At 28.1% G+C, this 16104-nt stretch carries 17 protein-coding genes and 1 riboswitch; of the genes, 14 read left to right on the forward strand and 3 right to left on the reverse strand.

Going from position 1 to position 16104, the window contains the following annotated elements; all coding sequences use genetic code 11:
- Nucleotides 1-117: 117 nt before the first annotated feature.
- Together QZ321_RS10895 and QZ321_RS10900 are read right to left on the reverse strand one after the other, a co-directional pair.
- Nucleotides 118-438 (reverse strand): hypothetical protein, encoded by a 321-nt coding sequence (locus QZ321_RS10895; RefSeq protein WP_291741584.1) that lies wholly within the window; start codon nucleotides 436-438, stop codon nucleotides 118-120.
- The gene (locus tag QZ321_RS10900; RefSeq protein ID WP_291741580.1) at nucleotides 399-638 is read right to left on the reverse strand and encodes a hypothetical protein; all 240 of its coding nucleotides are present in this window, start codon (nucleotides 636-638) and stop codon (nucleotides 399-401) included. The genes QZ321_RS10895 and QZ321_RS10900 overlap by 40 nt, the downstream gene beginning before the upstream one ends.
- A 336-nt stretch (nucleotides 639-974) precedes the next feature.
- Nucleotides 975-1075: riboswitch (purine riboswitch) on the forward strand.
- Between the two features lie 85 nt (nucleotides 1076-1160).
- Between QZ321_RS10900 and QZ321_RS10905 the strand changes: the two genes are divergently transcribed.
- A complete protein-coding gene (locus QZ321_RS10905; RefSeq protein ID WP_291741578.1) occupies nucleotides 1161-1730 on the forward strand; it encodes a xanthine phosphoribosyltransferase in 570 nt (189 codons plus the stop codon).
- A gap of 95 nt (nucleotides 1731-1825) precedes the next feature.
- Here the strand turns inward: QZ321_RS10905 and QZ321_RS10910 are convergent, their stop codons facing one another.
- Entirely contained in the window at nucleotides 1826-2128 is a 303-nt protein-coding gene (locus QZ321_RS10910) for a hypothetical protein (RefSeq protein WP_291741574.1), read from the reverse strand.
- 410 nt (nucleotides 2129-2538) lie between these two features.
- Between QZ321_RS10910 and QZ321_RS10915 the strand changes: the two genes are divergently transcribed.
- From QZ321_RS10915 to groES, 13 genes are all read left to right on the forward strand, one after another.
- A complete protein-coding gene (locus QZ321_RS10915) occupies nucleotides 2539-2907 on the forward strand; it encodes a metalloregulator ArsR/SmtB family transcription factor (protein ID WP_291741571.1) in 369 nt (122 codons plus the stop codon).
- A gap of 28 nt (nucleotides 2908-2935) precedes the next feature.
- A complete protein-coding gene (locus tag QZ321_RS10920; protein WP_291748503.1) occupies nucleotides 2936-5107 on the forward strand; it encodes a heavy metal translocating P-type ATPase in 2172 nt (723 codons plus the stop codon).
- Nucleotides 5108-5537: 430 nt separating this feature from the next.
- Nucleotides 5538-6167, forward strand: coding sequence for a redox-sensing transcriptional repressor Rex (locus tag QZ321_RS10925; RefSeq protein ID WP_291740993.1), 630 nt, complete (start codon nucleotides 5538-5540; stop codon nucleotides 6165-6167).
- A 259-nt stretch (nucleotides 6168-6426) separates the two neighbouring features.
- The gene (locus QZ321_RS10930) at nucleotides 6427-7236 is read left to right on the forward strand and encodes a short-chain-enoyl-CoA hydratase (RefSeq protein ID WP_291740991.1); all 810 of its coding nucleotides are present in this window, start codon (nucleotides 6427-6429) and stop codon (nucleotides 7234-7236) included.
- A gap of 50 nt (nucleotides 7237-7286) precedes the next feature.
- Nucleotides 7287-8426 (forward strand): acyl-CoA dehydrogenase, encoded by a 1140-nt coding sequence (locus QZ321_RS10935; RefSeq protein WP_291740989.1) that lies wholly within the window; start codon nucleotides 7287-7289, stop codon nucleotides 8424-8426.
- Between the two features lie 15 nt (nucleotides 8427-8441).
- Nucleotides 8442-9221, forward strand: coding sequence for an electron transfer flavoprotein subunit beta/FixA family protein (locus QZ321_RS10940; protein ID WP_291748505.1), 780 nt, complete (start codon nucleotides 8442-8444; stop codon nucleotides 9219-9221).
- Nucleotides 9222-9244: 23 nt separating this feature from the next.
- The gene (locus tag QZ321_RS10945; RefSeq protein WP_291748508.1) at nucleotides 9245-10273 is read left to right on the forward strand and encodes an electron transfer flavoprotein subunit alpha/FixB family protein; all 1029 of its coding nucleotides are present in this window, start codon (nucleotides 9245-9247) and stop codon (nucleotides 10271-10273) included.
- Nucleotides 10274-10295: 22 nt separating this feature from the next.
- Nucleotides 10296-11144, forward strand: a complete 849-nt coding sequence (locus QZ321_RS10950) for a 3-hydroxybutyryl-CoA dehydrogenase (protein WP_291748511.1) — start codon at nucleotides 10296-10298, stop codon at nucleotides 11142-11144.
- A 96-nt stretch (nucleotides 11145-11240) separates the two neighbouring features.
- Entirely contained in the window at nucleotides 11241-11666 is a 426-nt protein-coding gene (locus QZ321_RS10955) for a C-GCAxxG-C-C family (seleno)protein (protein ID WP_291740981.1), read from the forward strand.
- Nucleotides 11667-11745: 79 nt separating this feature from the next.
- Nucleotides 11746-12669, forward strand: a complete 924-nt coding sequence (locus QZ321_RS10960) for a DNA glycosylase (RefSeq protein WP_291740979.1) — start codon at nucleotides 11746-11748, stop codon at nucleotides 12667-12669.
- A 162-nt stretch (nucleotides 12670-12831) separates the two neighbouring features.
- The gene (locus QZ321_RS10965) at nucleotides 12832-13875 is read left to right on the forward strand and encodes a M28 family peptidase (protein WP_291748514.1); all 1044 of its coding nucleotides are present in this window, start codon (nucleotides 12832-12834) and stop codon (nucleotides 13873-13875) included.
- Nucleotides 13876-14115: 240 nt separating this feature from the next.
- Nucleotides 14116-15603 carry a 4Fe-4S dicluster domain-containing protein gene (locus tag QZ321_RS10970; RefSeq protein ID WP_291740975.1) on the forward strand — a complete coding sequence of 496 codons (1488 nt, stop codon included), beginning with the start codon at nucleotides 14116-14118 and terminating at the stop codon, nucleotides 15601-15603.
- Between the two features lie 212 nt (nucleotides 15604-15815).
- A complete protein-coding gene (gene groES, locus QZ321_RS10975; RefSeq protein WP_291740973.1) occupies nucleotides 15816-16100 on the forward strand; it encodes a co-chaperone GroES in 285 nt (94 codons plus the stop codon).
- The last annotated feature ends 4 nt before the right edge of the window (nucleotides 16101-16104 follow it).

Raw genomic sequence — 16104 nt, forward strand, 5'->3', positions numbered from 1 at the left:
AAAGGAGCTGTATAATATTGAATTAAAAGTTTTCAATATAATACAACTCCTTATTACAAATTAATAACTTTTTATATAGTTTTTAATTAATATTTAAGTAAAATATTTTTAGTTTAATTATCTATACAATTTATATACTCCAGTTAAAGGAACATATTTTCTATAATAAAATGTACTATTAGTTTCATTAATAATTGTAAATCCAGCTTTTTTAAAAACATCTAAGGAAAAATCTGCTCCAGAAGATTTAGATACTTGTCCAGTAATTACTCCACTTCCTGAATAATCAACTTGAGTAGCTGGAAATTTGTTTCCTGGAACTGTTGCATAAGCTGAAGAATCTTCTAAAGTTGTTGGACTTGAAGATGATGCAAAAATCTTAACCCTACTTATAGAGTTTATTTGTTTCTTAATGCATGAAATAGTATTAAGAAACAAAAAGTAACTGTGATAATAGTTCCTAGAAAAGATAATATAATTAAAAGATTAGAACATACAGTATTTAACCATAAAATAATATTATTATTACTAAAAGGACTTAATATAATAGCCATTGTTTGATAAGTTAGCTCATTATTTATTAACATTAAAACTATTCCGCTAATTAATCCTAAAAATAATCTTATTTCTTTATGCATAATATACTCCTCCATTGCAAAATTTATTAATTTTTGTTGAATTTTAAAAAATATAACAATATAACATTAACATATTTTGGGGTAAGGTTATAGAGTTTATTCAATAAAACAGAAAAGTTTAAACTAATATTTGAATTTTACGTTTTCTAAATTTGAATTAAATTTATGGATTTTTGTAGTAAAATATATGGTTATATAAACTTAGTATAATGGATAATGCGATTAATAAAATTATAGTAAAATTCATCTACAACTATATCTTGAATATGTAAAGTTATTGTTGTATATTATATATAAGATTTTGAAATAAATTTAAGTTTAATAGTAAAATATCAATAAGTTAATTTTTAAAAATCTCGTATAAAATCGGTAATTGGACCGAAAGTTTCTACCTACTGACCGTAAATCAGTAGACTACGAGGAGTTGAAATTATATTTTTTTATATAAAATGATATCAACACCTCGATTTATATGAGGTGTTTATTTTTTTATAAAAATGTTTGCGAAGGAGAAAGTACATAATGGATATATTAAAGGAACGTATATTAAAAGAAGGTCAAGCCTTAAGTGAAACTGTATTGAAAGTTGATTCTTTTTTAAATCATGGAGTAGATGCAAAGTTAATGTATGATATGGGAACTTGTTTTAAGGAATATTATAAAAACCATGGAGTAACTAAAATATTTACTATTGAGAGTTCTGGAATAGCACCTACAGTAATGACTGCAATGCAAATGGAATTACCAATGGTTACTTTAAAAAAGCAAAGCTCTAAAATCTTAAATGGAGATGTATATCAAACAACAGTACATTCATTTACTAAAGGTTCTGATTATGAATTAACATTATCAAAAAAATATATTTCTCCGGAAGATAATATATTAGTTATAGATGATTTTTTAGCTAATGGGGAAGCTGCTTTAGGTGCTATAAGATTAATTGAAGAAGCAGGAGCTAAAGTTGCAGGGATAGGAATAGTAATAGAAAAATCATTCCAACCGGGACGAGCTGTTTTGGATGAAAAGGGATATGATGTTTATTCTTTAGCTAGAATTAAAAGACTAGAAAAAGGAATTATAGAATTTATTTAATAAAATTTTGCATAATAAAAATGGGTTAAATCATATTAAATTTTCTAATTCAATATGATTTAACCCATTTAAATTATATTATTATAAGCTTTACATTAATTTATAAAGCTATAAATTTTATTATATCTTTCTAAGTCCTCGGTTAAGTGAGTTTTATTTTTAACATTAATAAATCTTTCAACTAGACAACAAGCTAAGTTTTTATCAGCTGTATGAAGTACACCGTTAATTTCAACTAATGGACGATTATATTTATCAAATCCCTTTAGTGAAATAGAATAACCATTATTAATTAAATATTTTAAAACTTTACCTAAAAACTCATCTTTATCAGCTATATCTTTATCATTTATATATACATCAAAGCAATCTTCGTTATGTTTATAAATACCCTCCATATTAATCCCTCACTTATTTAATTAAAAATATAATTTTATCTATACATGTATATTTCTATAAACTTTTAATAATTCCTTTAAACGTTTACTTAATGTTATGATAATTTATTTAGATAAATAAAAAAACAGGAGCATTAGCAGACTACTCCTGTTTTAAACCTATTTTTGCCTGGTAGGTTTATATTTAAATTATACCATAAAAATACAAAAACTTAAATAAGATATATAATATTTAGATAAATTTATAAAATTTTGTTACATAAAAAGAATAAAATGGAAAAATAATATTGACTATATTTATTATATAAGCATATAATAAATATATAAACATATGAACAGTTATTCATGTGTTTTCTTTAAAAAAATTTTTGCTTTAGCATCCACACTATTTGAAATTGGAGGAATATACTATGAAAAATAACATTGATAATAATATTGAAAGCTGTTCTTCTAATGTTATACATGCAGAAGTAGTTAAAAAGGTAAAAATGCAGTTACCTAAAGATGAGGTTTTATATGATTTAGCAGAGTTATTTAAAGTTTTTGGAGATAGCACAAGAATAAAAATAATTTGTGCATTATTTGAAGAAGAAATGTGTGTTTGTGATTTATCAGCTTTATTAAATGTTAGTCAATCTGCGATTTCTCATCAATTAAGGGTATTAAAAGCTGCTAGGTTAGTTAAATTTAGAAGGTCAGGCAAAATAATTTATTATTCATTAAATGATGAGCATATTAAGCATATATTTGACGAAGGGTTAAAGCATATCACTGAATAAATATGATATTAATAAGGAGAAATATTCTATGGAAATTAAATTGGTTTTAAGTGGATTAAATTGTGCTAATTGTGCTAGTAAAATAGAATCTAAGGTTAACAAAATAAATGGAATAAAAAACGCTTCATTAAATTTTTCAACAACAGTATTAACAGTAGAGCTTATTGAAGAAAGAGAAAAGAATAATATAATAAATGAAATTAAATTAATAGTTAAAAAATTAGAACCACACGTTAAAGTAATTGAAAAGGCAGATAATAAGAGGGATATATATAATAATCAAAAGTGCAATGATAGTTGTTGTATTAATTTAAATGAGGATAAAAAATACAGTCACTCTAAGAAATCTAAAAATAAATTTTTTGAATACTTTAAAGATAATTTACTATTAATTATCGGAACTGTAATTTATATTGTTGCTTTATTTTATAAAAATAGTGAAAACTTATTATCAGTTATATTATTTGGAGTAAGTTATTTGATAATAGGAGGAAATGTATTATTAAGTGCAATAAAAAATATTTTTAGGGGTCAAGTTTTTGATGAAAATTTCTTAATGAGTATTGCTACTATAGGGGCATTTTTTATTGGAGAATATCCAGAGGCAGTTGCAGTTATGTTATTTTATCAAATAGGAGAAGTATTCCAAGGATATGCTGTAAATAAATCAAGAAAGTCAATATCTTCACTTATGAATATAAGAGCAGATTATGCGAATCTTTTAAAGGAAGATACTGAAATTAAAGTATCACCAGAAGAAGTTAATATAAATGATATTATTGTTATTAAACCTGGAGAAAGAGTTCCTTTAGATGGAATTATTTTAGAGGGAACAAGCTTTATAGATACTTCAGCATTAACTGGAGAGTCAGTACCACGTGAAGTTACAGTTGGAAATGAAATTCTTTCAGGTTCAATAAATAATAGTGGAGTTTTAAAAGTAAAGGTAGATAAGGAATTTGGTGAATCTACAGTTGCTAGAATTTTAGAACTAGTAGAAAATGCTTCAAGTAAAAAAGCTCCAACAGAAAAGTTTATAAGTAAATTTGCAAAAATTTATACTCCAATAGTAGTTATAATTGCACTTTTAGTTGCTGTAATTCCACCTATTTTAATTAAAGATGCAACTTTTTCAAGTTGGATTTACAAAGCACTTTCAATATTAGTTGTATCTTGTCCTTGCGCATTAGTTGTTTCAATTCCACTAGGATTTTTCTCCGGAATAGGAGCAGCATCTAAAAAAGGAATTTTAGTTAAGGGTGGAAATTATTTAGAAGCATTAAAAAATAGTGAAATTGTAATATTTGACAAAACAGGAACTTTAACAAAGGGAGTTTTTAAGGTTACTGATATAAATCCTAAAAATATTACTAAAGAGGAATTACTAGAAGTAACAGCAATGGGAGAATTATATTCAAATCATCCAATAGCAATATCAATATTAAAAGCTTATGGAAAAGATATTAATAAAGAATATATAAAGAATTACAAAGAGATTTCAGGACATGGGATAGAAGTAACTATAAAAGAAAACAATGTTTTACTTGGAAACAGTAAATTAATGAAAAGTAAAAATATAAATTATGAAGAGGTAGATTCTATTGGAACAATAGTACATGTTGCTATTAATGATGAATACAAAGGAAATATAGTTATTTCAGATGAAATAAAAGAAAATGTAAAAGAAGAATTAAAGGAACTAAAAAAAGTTGGAATAAAGAAAACCATAATGCTTACAGGAGATATTAAAAATGTTGCTAATAAAGTGGCAGGAGCTATTGGAATAGATGAAGTATATTCAGAGCTTCTACCAGCAGATAAAGTAAGTAAAGTAGAAAATATATTAAACTCAAAAAGCAAAAAGGGAAAAGTATTATTTGTTGGTGATGGAATAAATGATGCACCATCATTGGCTAGAGCTGATATTGGAGTTGCTATGGGAGGAATAGGGTCAGATGCTGCAATAGAAGCGGCTGATGTTGTTTTGATGAAAGATAACATTAAAGAACTATCCGAAGCTATAAAAATATCTAGAAAAACAAATAAAATTTTGTGGCAAAATATAATATTTTCATTAGGTATTAAAGTATTAGTTATGTTATTAGTTGTATTAGGTTTAACAAACATGTGGGTTGCAGTATTTGCTGATGTTGGAGTAACTCTAATAGCTGTTTTAAATTCAATGAGAATAATTCGATAAATATTGACAAATTATATTTTGTTTATTATAATAAACAAAGTCGAGAACATTTTAGGCGTAAGGGAATAGCATACAACATCATTTCGATGCTGTATAAAAAGTCAAATACTCCATAATATTTGACTTTGCTTCTATAAGAGAGACTTATGTATAACTGATCTGCTAAGTTATACATAAGTCTCTCTTTTTAAAATAATTAATGAAGAGTTAAAATAATTTAAAAAGTTTTCATATAAGAAAATTAAATAAAATTAAATAAAATAGCAAAAAATAAACTGGAAAATTATAAAAATAGAAAATTCCTATATATTAAATAGGAAATACTTATGTATTAAAATATAGTAATAACATAAAAAGTATGTTATTATATTATCAAAGTTTGATTTGTAGTAGGAATATTATTGAAGTATATTAAGGAGATTTATATACAATGGAGAAAAAAAAGAGTGTTTCTATGGCTGTAATTAAAAGATTACCTAAATATCATAGATATTTAAAAGAGCTCATGAGAAATGATGTAGATAGAATTTCATCTAAGGAATTAGGTGAAAAAATTGGTTTTACAGCGTCTCAAATAAGGCAGGATTTAAATAATTTTGGTGACTTTGGACAGCAAGGATATGGATATAATGTAAAAGAATTATATAAACAAATAAGCTTGATTTTAGGGTTAGATAAAGATTATACAGGTGTAATAATTGGTGCAGGTAACTTAGGTCAGGCAATTGCAAACTACAATAGATTTTCTGAATTAGGACTATCTATTGAATGTATTTTTGATGCTAATCCAAAACTTATTGGAATGAAAATAAGAGATATTGAAATTAAAGATATAGATGATTTAGAAGGATTTTTACAAGAGAATAATATAAATATTGGTATTATATGTGTTCCGAGAATAAATGCTCAAAAGGTAAGTGATGTATTAGTTAAAGGTGGAGTAAAGGGAATTTGGAATTTTGCACCGGTTGACTTAGCTGTTCCTGATGATGTTAAGGTAGAAAATGTTCATTTATCTGAAAGTTTATTAACTTTAGTATATTTAATGAAGGATAATTAAAATAGTTGTTGCGTAAGCAACAACTATTTTTTATATAAAAATATTTAAATAAATAAAGAAATTTGCTCGTCTTATAAATGGAAAATATTGGTTGCAAATGATAAATTAAGATATTATAATTATAAATGAGTTATGATTATTCAGAATCTTCTAACCAAAGAAAAAGAGATTTTATAATCTTTTTTATAAGCTTTGTTAATTATCTCACAATAAATTATATATATTTATTGTAGTGAATGATATAAAAGGGGGAGATTTTATGGAGATTAAAAATGTTATTTTAGAAGAAGAGTTAAAAAATGTGACTTTTCAAAAAGAGGGTAATTTAGCAATTATAACAATAAACAGACCGAAGGCATTAAATGCCTTAAATTCAGAAACATTAAGAGAATTAGATTTAGCTATTACAAATATTGAAAATGATAATAATGTTTATTGTGTAATACTTACAGGGGCTGGGGAGAAATCTTTTGTTGCTGGGGCTGATATAGCAGAAATGAAGGATTTGGATTCTAATGCTGGAAAGGAATTTGGTCTTTTAGGAAATAAAATATTTAGAAAATTAGAAAGCTTGGATAAGCCTGTTATAGCTGCTATTTCAGGTTTTGCTTTAGGTGGAGGTTGTGAACTTGCTATGGCATGTGACATAAGAATAGCATCAGAAAAGGCAAGATTTGCACAGCCAGAAGCAGGTCTTGGAATAACGCCAGGATTTGGGGGAACTCAAAGATTACCTAGAATAGTTGGGTTAGGCAAAGCTAAGGAGTTAATTTATACTTGTTCAATGATTAATGCCGAAGAAGCTTTAAAAATTGGATTGGTTAATAAAGTTGTACCATTAGAAAATTTAATGGAAGAAGCTAAAAAAATGGCATTTACTATTTGCAAAAATGCACCAATAGCAGTAAAGCTTTGTAAAGATTCAATTAATAGAGGAATGCAAGTAGATATAGATAAGGCTATTGAAATTGAAGCAGAGGATTTTGGAAAATGCTTCGATTCAGAAGACCAAGTTGAAGGAATGACTGCATTTTTAGAAAGAAGAGCGAAAGATTTTAAAAATAAATAATTAAAATTTATTATAAATAAATGAGGGGATTTTTGGGAGGTAAAAAAGCAATGAATTTTGGATTAACTAGAGAGCAAGAGTTAGTAAGGCAAATGGTAAGAGAATTTGCAGTTAATGAAGTAAAGCCTATTGCTGCTGAAATCGATGAAACAGAAAGATTTCCAATGGAAAATGTGAAAAAAATGGCTGAACTTAAAATGATGGGTATACCATTTCCGAAAGAATTAGGTGGAGCTGGTGGAGATGTATTATCTTACATTATAGCAGTTGAAGAACTATCAAAAGCTTGTGCAACAACAGGAGTTATAGTTTCTTGTCATACATCACTTTGTGCTTCATTAATATATGAAAATGGAACTCCAGAGCAAAAAGAAAAATATTTAGTTCCACTTGCAAAAGGAGAAAAGATTGGTGCCTTTGGTTTAACTGAACCAGGTGCAGGTACAGATGCGGCAGGACAACAAACTACAGCTATATTAGATGGAGATAATTATATTTTAAATGGTTCTAAAATATTTATTACAAATGGTGGTGTTGCAGACACTTTTGTAGTATTTGCTATGACTGATAAGTCAAAGGGAACTAGAGGAATATCTGCTTTTATAGTTGAAAAAGGATTTAAAGGATTTTCAATTGGTAAAAGAGAAGAAAAGTTAGGAATTAGAGCATCTTCTACAACTGAGCTTATATTTGAAAATTGTATAGTTCCAAAGGAAAACCTAATTGGAAAAGAAGGTAAAGGATTTGGAATAGCGATGAAGACTCTTGATGGAGGAAGAATTGGTATTGCAGCTCAAGCATTAGGAATTGCAGAAGGGGCTTATGAAGAAGCTGTTAAGTATATGAAAGAAAGAAAGCAATTTGGTAAGCCTTTATCAGCATTCCAAGGATTACAATGGATGATTGCAGAAATGGAAACAAAAATTGAAGCGGCAAAACTTTTAGTATATAAGGCTGCATGGCTTAAACAAAATAAGCTTCCGTATTCAGTAAATGCTGCTAAAGCAAAATTATTTGCAGCAGAAGTTGCTATGGATGTAACAACTAAAGCTGTACAAATTCATGGTGGTTACGGATATACTAAGGAGTATCCAGTTGAAAGAATGATGAGAGATGCTAAGATAACTGAAATTTATGAAGGAACTTCAGAAGTTCAAAAAATGGTTATTGCAGGCGCAGCATTAAGATAATAGGAGGATTTAATAATGAAGATAGTAGTTTGTTTAAAGCAAGTACCAGATACAACTGTTGTAAAAATTGATCCAAAAACAGGAACTCTTATAAGAGATGGTGTTCCTTCGATAATAAATCCAGAGGATAAACATGCCTTAGAAGCAGCGTTACAATTAAAAGATAATTATGGAGCACATGTGACTGTAATTAGTATGGGACCTCCTCAAGCAAAAAATGCTTTAAGAGAAGCTTTATGTATGGGAGCTGATGAAGCAATTCTTTTAACTGATAGAGCATTTGGTGGTGCTGATACCTTAGCAACTTCAAAAACAATTGCAGCAGCAATTAAAAATTTAGATTACGATATAATATTTGGTGGAAGACAAGCTATAGATGGTGATACTGCACAGGTTGGTCCTGAAATAGCTGAACATTTAAACATACCACAAGTAACTTATGTACAAGGAGTAGAGGTTACTGAAAATGGATTAATAGTTAATAGAGCATTAGAAGATGGATATGAATTAATTAAGGTTCAAACTCCTGTGCTTTTAACTGCAATTGAAGAATTAAATCATCCTAGATATATGAATGTTCAATATATATTTGACACTGTAGAAAAGGAAGTTAAAGTTATGACTTCAGCTGATATAGATTTAGAATCAGATGAGTTAGGGTTGAAAGGTTCTCCAACTAAGGTAAAAAAATCAATGACTAAAGAAACTAAAGGTGCAGGAGAAATGGTAAAAGAGCCAGCTAAAGAAGCTGCATTATATGTATTAGGAAAATTAAAAGAAAAGCACTACATCTAATATAATTAGGGAGGATTTTTAAGATGAATATATCAGAATATAATGGAGTTTGGGTATTTGCTGAACAAAGAAATGGTGAATTGCAAAAGGTTTCTTTAGAAATATTAGGAGAAGGTAGAAGATTAGCAGATGAATTAGGTGTTAGTCTTACTGCTGTATTATTAGGGAATAATGTATCTTGCCTAGCTGAAATTTTAGGTGAAAATGGTGCTGATAATATATTAGTAGCTGAAAATGAGTATTTAGAAAATTATACAACAGATGGATATACAAAGGTTCTTTGTGATTTAGCAAATGAAAGAAAACCGGGTATACTATTTATTGGTGCTACTTTTATAGGTAGAGATTTAGGACCAAGAGTTGCTGCTAGACTTTCAACAGGATTAACTGCTGATTGTACATCATTAGAAGTTGATGTTACTAATGGTGATTTACTTGCAACAAGACCTGCTTTTGGAGGCAACTTAATGGCAACAATTGCTTGTCCAAACCACAGACCACAAATGGCAACTGTAAGACCGGGAGTATTTTCAAAGTTAACAGAAAAGAAAGAAAATTATAATATAGAAAAAGTTAATGTTAATTTAAAACCTTCAGATATTAGAACTACTGTTTTAGAAGTAGTTAAGGCTAATAAAGATATTGTTGATATTGGAGAAGCTAAAGTTATAGTTTCAGGTGGTAGAGGTGTTGGAAGTAAAGAAAATTTTGCATTACTTCAAGAACTAGCAACTGCTTTAGGCGGAGTTGTTGGAGCATCAAGAGGTGCTGTAGATAAGGGTTGGATAGAAAGAGATTATCAAGTTGGACAAACAGGTAAAACTGTAAGACCAACAATTTATATTGCTTGTGGTATCTCAGGAGCAATTCAACACGTTGCAGGTATGCAAGAATCAGATATGATAATAGCTATTAATAAAGATGAAACAGCTCCAATTATGAAAGTTGCAGATTATGCAATAGTTGGAGATTTAAATAAAGTTATACCAGAAATGATAAATAAACTAAAAGAGGATAGTGAGTCTGAAGAAAAATTAGTTTGTAGAATTTAGTGGTAAAAAGGAGAGGTTATTCATGGAAAAGATTTTTGTTTTAGGTGCAGGAACTATGGGGTCTGGAATAGTTCAGGTTTTTGCTCAAAAGGGATATGAAGTAATAGTTAGAGATATTAAAGATGAATTTGTTCAAAGAGGACTTTCTGGAATAAATAAAAACTTATCTAAATTAGTTTCTAAGGGAAAAATGACAGAAGAAACTAAGGAAGAAATATTATCTAGAATTTCAGGAACAACTGATATGAACTTAGCTGCTGATTGCGACTTAGTTGTTGAAGCAGCAATTGAAAATATGAAGATTAAAAAAGAAATATTTGCAGAGTTAGATGGAATTTGCAAAAAAGAAACTATTTTAGCTTCAAATACATCTTCTTTATCTATAACAGAAGTTGCTTCAGCAACAAGCAGACCAGATAAAGTTATAGGAATGCACTTTTTTAACCCAGCTCCAGTAATGAAGCTTGTTGAAATTATAAGAGGTATGGCAACTTCACAAGAAACTTTTGATGCTGTTAAAAATTTATCTTTAGAAATTGGTAAAGAACCAGTAGAAGTTAAAGAAGCACCGGGATTTGTAGTTAATAGAATACTTATTCCAATGATAAATGAAGCTTCCTTTATACTTCAAGAAGGAATTGCATCAGTTGAAGATATAGATACAGCTATGAAATTTGGTGCAAACCACCCAATGGGACCTTTAGCACTTGGGGACTTAATTGGATTAGATGTTTGTTTAGCTATAATGGATGTTTTATATAATGAAACAGGTGATAATAAATATAGAGCTAGTAGCACTTTAAGAAAATATGTTAGAGCAGGATGGTTAGGTAGAAAGTCTGGAAGAGGATTCTATAACTATAAAGCTTAATTAAAAATAAGAGGTAACTATTATGTAAGTAGTTACCTCTTATTATTTTGTGTTATAATGAGAATAAAAATTTTACTAAAGGGAGAAAATTATTAAATGCTAGTAGAAACTATAATGAAATATTATGATAAAAAATACGATTTAAATTGTGCAGAATGTATTGTTAAAGCTGTAAATGAAGTATATGATTTAAATATTCCTAAAGAAACACTAATGACAATGTCAGCATTTGGTGGTGGTATGACAATAGGAAGTGTTTGTGGTGCCGCAACAGGGGCAGTAGCTGCTTTAGGAATAATGTTTACCAATGAAAGAGGTCATAAAAGTCCACATGTAAGGGAAATGACTTCAAACTTTTTGATAAAATTTAACAATAAGATGAATGCTTTAGATTGTATTACTTTAAAAGGTAATTATTACGAAAGTGAAACAAGATGTTCTAAAATTATGAGAGCATCAGCTGAAGTCTTAGAAGAAATAATCGAAGAATATAAAAACATATACCCAATTAATAGAATATAAAAGCAATTGTTTTGAAATAATAGAGTTGTAAATTATAAGAAGTAATATAAGAAAGAAATTTATATAGAAGGGTGAAAAAATGAATTATACAAATATAATAGAAAAAGAAAATTCAATAGTATTAGAAAATGTTAAAGATTTTAACATAAAACAAATATTAGAATGTGGTCAATGTTTTAGATGGGAAAGAATTACTGATACAAATTATATAGTTGTTGCATACAGAAGAGTTATAGAAATAATTCAAGAAGGTTCTACGGTAACTATACTTAATACTAATATTAATGATTTTAATGAAATATGGAAAGACTATTTTGATTTAAATGTTAATTATGAAGAAGTAAAGATAGAATTATCAAAAGATGAACTTTTAAAGAAAAGTGTTGAGTTTGGTTATGGAATAAGAATATTAAACCAAGACCCATTTGAAATTTTAATAAGTTTTATAATATCTGCAAGAAATAGTATACCTTCAATAATGAAGACTATTAAAAAAATATCGGAAAGATGGGGAGATAAAATTGAGTATAAGGGAAATACATATTATGCTTTTCCAACTCCTAATCAATTAAAAGATGTAAGCTTAGAAGAAATAAAGGAAACCGGTGCATCTTTTAGAAGTAAATATATAGTAGATACAATATCAAAGGTTAATGCTGTTATTGAGGCTAAAAGTAATGGTACTTTAGACGAGGAACTTAAACAATTTGATTTAGATTATATAAAATCATTACCTGTTGATGAATGTCATAAAGCACTTCAAAACTTTATGGGGGTAGGAGCTAAGGTTGCAGATTGTATAATGTTATTTTCAATGGGTAAACATTCAGCCTTTCCAGTTGATGTTTGGATAAAAAGAGCTATGATTCATTTTTATTTAGCACCAGATGTATCATTAAATAAAATAAGAGTTTTCGGTAGAGAAAAGTTTGGAGAACTTGCAGGACTTGCACAACAATATTTATTTTATTATGCAAGAGAAAATAATATTAAAGTAGAATAGCCAAGTTTACAAAAACAATTTTATTAGTTTATAAAATAAATACACAACAATAGTCTAAGATAACTTATTGTTGTGTATTTTTTATTTTTAGAATATATTTAACTGATTATGGGAAATATAAGGTGAAAAGGAATAGAGATTTAAAGTTTAGGGGAGGTTATTATGAAGTTAAGAAATAAATTAATATCTATTATATCAAGTGTATTAGTTTTAAATTTATTATTTACAGGTTGTAATGAAATAATAGATAAAAATGTATCTAGTAAATCTATAATTGAAGAGAAAGTAAATCCTGAAAATTTAAATATAGAAGGTATAATGAGGGAACTTACATCAGATGAATATTTATCAAGAGTTGTTGGAACTGATGAAAATACTAAATCAGCAGAATTTATAAAAGATTATTTTGAAGCAATAGGATTAGAGCCATTTAATAATGGTAGTTTTTATCATGAAGTTTATTTAAATAAAGAAATGAGAGCAATATTTAATCCTAATGAAGAAAATAATAACACTGTAAATAATGTTATTGGAGTAATAAAGGGAAAAGATTCTAGTAAGGCAGTTGTAATATCAGCTCATTTAGACCATGTTACTGTAAGAGAAAAGATAGAAGATACATCAACTGAAAATCAATCACCAAAAATAAAAGTTAAAAAAATTGAAGGTGCTATTGATAATGCATCAGGTGTATCTGTATTACTTGAATCAGCTAAGGATTTAGTTAAACATTATAAAGATAATAAACCAGAACATGATATAATTTTTGCATCTTTTAATGCAGAAGAATTAGGATTAATAGGAAGCTCAAAGTTTGTTGCAGATTTTAAAGATAATTATGAAGATTGGTATAATATAAATATTGATTGTGTTGGTATAAAGGGAGATGAGGGGCTGGCAGTTAAAGACATAGATCCTTCATGTGAAGAATTGTATAATGACTTTATAAAAATACTAGATGAAGATAAAGTTGATTATGAGATGGTTCCATATGCTAGAAATAAAGAAGGTAAAATTATAGGCAGTAGTGATCATATGTCATTTAGAAAAGGGCATGATGCATCATTAGTAATTGGGCAAGATGGAATTCATGGAATTGTTCATACTGAAGAAGATAACATGAATATAGTTGATTTTGAGTTAATAGAAAGTATTAAAGATGCTGTAGTTGATTTTATAATAAAAAACGAAAATAAAATTTACTAAAAATAATATAAAAAATCCTGTATCGAAATAGAACTTAACATAGTATGTTAATCAAATAAGCCATATTATATTGAATTAAAAACTTCAAATATAATATGGCTTATTTTATAGTAATTTAATTTGTAATATAATGTAAAATAAATTGGATAAATATAATTATCAGAAAATTATGAAAAGGTAGATTATAAATAGGAAAATATTGTATAATTAAGATTGCACATATTATAAGGGAGTGGTGATATGTTTAAGTTTGAAACTCAGCTTAAAAAATTAAAGCATGAGGTATTAACAGAAGTTGCAAGACTTGCTAAAGAAGATAATATTACCTTAGAAAGTATTGAGAAGGTTCCATATGAAGTTATTAAGGGAGATGTAGCACAATACAGATGTTGCGTTTACAAAGAGAGGGCTATAGTTTTAGAAAGGGCAAAACTTGCCGCTGGATACTTAGCTAATGGAGATAATGCAGAAGAATCATTAATAGATATTAGGCCAGATGAACAAATTATTTATGTAATAGAAGCTGCATGTGATAGATGTCCTATAAATAAGTTTAATGTAACAGATTCTTGTAGAAATTGTATTGCACATAGATGTAAAGAAGCATGTAATTTTGGTGCTATAACAATTGTTAATGGAAGAGCGTATATAAATCAAGAGTTATGCAAAGAATGTGGTGGATGTAAAAAAGCATGTCCTTATGATGCAATATCTGAAGTTATGAGACCATGTAAAAGAGCGTGTCCAACTGGAGCTTTGGATATAAATCCAAACGATAGAAGAGCTATGATTAAAGAACAAATATGTGTTAATTGTGGTTCCTGTATGAGGTCATGTCCTTTTGGAGCTATCTCAGATAAAAGCTTGATAGTTCCAGTTGCTAAAAGGCTTGGAAGGAAAAGAAAGATGTATGCAGTAGTTGCCCCTGCAATTACAGGGCAATTTGGACCTACTATGAACTATGGAAAGGTTAGAAATGCTATAAAGGCACTTGGATTTGAAGATATGATAGAAGCGGCATTAGGAGCTGATGCTGTTACAGTTAATGAGGCAAATGAATTTGTAGAAAGAATGAAAAAAGGAGATAAGTACATGACAAATTCTTGTTGCCCAGGATTTTTAAATTTCATTGAAAAGGTTAATCCAACAGAAAAGGAAAGAATTTCAGGAACAGTATCTCCAATGATTGCTACTGCTAGATTTATAAAGAAAAACGATCCAGAGGCAAAGGTTGTATTTATAGGGCCTTGTACTGCTAAAAAGGGAGAAGCAGTTAGAATCGGAATAGCTGATGCTGTTGATTATGTGTTAACTTTTGAAGAGTTGCTTGCATTATTTGAAGCTTTTGAAGTTAATCCATTCGAATGTGAAGAAGAAAACGTTAATGATGCATCTGTTTTTGGAAGAGGATTTGGTGTAGCAGGTGGATTAACAGCTGCTATTAAAAATTACGTTCAAGATTCAGGAGTAGAAGTTGAATTTAAACCAGTTCAAGCATCAGGATTAGATTGCAAAAAGACAATGATGCTTGCTAAGATGGGTAAATTACCAGGAAACTTTATTGAAGGTATGATGTGTGAAGGTGGATGCATTAATGGTGCAGGTACAATAGTACCACCACTTAGAGCAAAGGTAGCATTTGCTAAAATAAATAATGGAACAACTATTAAAGCAGTTCTTAAAAATGAAACTCTTGAAAAGTTTAAGGATGTTAATTTAGAAAGATAAAATTTTATTGTCATTTAAAATTTTTAGAAATTTAATGAAAATTAAAGCAATATTAAATTAAATCAAAATAATTAGTAATATTTGCCCTTAGTAGGGTAATAATATAGAAAGTAATTGTTGAAAGATTACAAGTAAAATTATATTATAAATATAAAGATATTAGCACTCTGATTGAGTGAGTGCTAATAAAGAAAATATAGGAGGGTTTATTTATGAATATAAAACCATTAGGTGATAGAGTAGTAATACAAAAATTAGAAGCTGAAACAACTACAAAAAGTGGAATACTTTTAACAGGAACAGCAAAGGAACAACCACAAGAAGCAAAGGTTGTTGCTATAGGGCCAGGAGCAATAGTAGAAGGAAAGAGAGTTCCTGTTGATGTAAAAGTTGGAGATAAGGTGTTATATTCTAAATATGCAGGAACAGATGTAAAAGTTAATGGTAAAGAATATATAATTTTAAAACAAGACGATATATTAGCAATAGTAGAATAGTTGG

The organism is uncultured Clostridium sp., from assembly GCF_910588715.1.
Lineage (GTDB): Bacteria > Bacillota > Clostridia > Clostridiales > Clostridiaceae > Clostridium.

Bases quoted from the DNA above. Each gene is read 5' to 3' on its own strand.
- QZ321_RS10925 (WP_291740993.1), top strand. From the start codon at position 5,538: ATGGAGAAAAAAAAGAGTGTTTCTATGGCTGTAATTAAAAGATTACCT.
- QZ321_RS10935 (WP_291740989.1), top strand. From the start codon at position 7,287: ATGAATTTTGGATTAACTAGAGAGCAAGAGTTAGTAAGGCAAATGGTA.
- QZ321_RS10960 (WP_291740979.1), top strand. From the start codon at position 11,746: ATGAATTATACAAATATAATAGAAAAAGAAAATTCAATAGTATTAGAA.
- QZ321_RS10920 (WP_291748503.1), top strand. From the start codon at position 2,936: ATGGAAATTAAATTGGTTTTAAGTGGATTAAATTGTGCTAATTGTGCT.
- QZ321_RS10965 (WP_291748514.1), top strand. From the start codon at position 12,832: ATGAAGTTAAGAAATAAATTAATATCTATTATATCAAGTGTATTAGTT.
- QZ321_RS10910 (WP_291741574.1), bottom strand. From the start codon at position 2,128: ATGGAGGGTATTTATAAACATAACGAAGATTGCTTTGATGTATATATA.
- groES (WP_291740973.1), top strand. From the start codon at position 15,816: ATGAATATAAAACCATTAGGTGATAGAGTAGTAATACAAAAATTAGAA.
- QZ321_RS10970 (WP_291740975.1), top strand. From the start codon at position 14,116: ATGTTTAAGTTTGAAACTCAGCTTAAAAAATTAAAGCATGAGGTATTA.
- QZ321_RS10955 (WP_291740981.1), top strand. From the start codon at position 11,241: ATGCTAGTAGAAACTATAATGAAATATTATGATAAAAAATACGATTTA.
- QZ321_RS10940 (WP_291748505.1), top strand. From the start codon at position 8,442: ATGAAGATAGTAGTTTGTTTAAAGCAAGTACCAGATACAACTGTTGTA.
- QZ321_RS10930 (WP_291740991.1), top strand. From the start codon at position 6,427: ATGGAGATTAAAAATGTTATTTTAGAAGAAGAGTTAAAAAATGTGACT.
- QZ321_RS10950 (WP_291748511.1), top strand. From the start codon at position 10,296: ATGGAAAAGATTTTTGTTTTAGGTGCAGGAACTATGGGGTCTGGAATA.
- QZ321_RS10915 (WP_291741571.1), top strand. From the start codon at position 2,539: ATGAAAAATAACATTGATAATAATATTGAAAGCTGTTCTTCTAATGTT.
- QZ321_RS10900 (WP_291741580.1), bottom strand. From the start codon at position 638: ATGCATAAAGAAATAAGATTATTTTTAGGATTAATTAGCGGAATAGTT.
- QZ321_RS10945 (WP_291748508.1), top strand. From the start codon at position 9,245: ATGAATATATCAGAATATAATGGAGTTTGGGTATTTGCTGAACAAAGA.
- QZ321_RS10905 (WP_291741578.1), top strand. From the start codon at position 1,161: ATGGATATATTAAAGGAACGTATATTAAAAGAAGGTCAAGCCTTAAGT.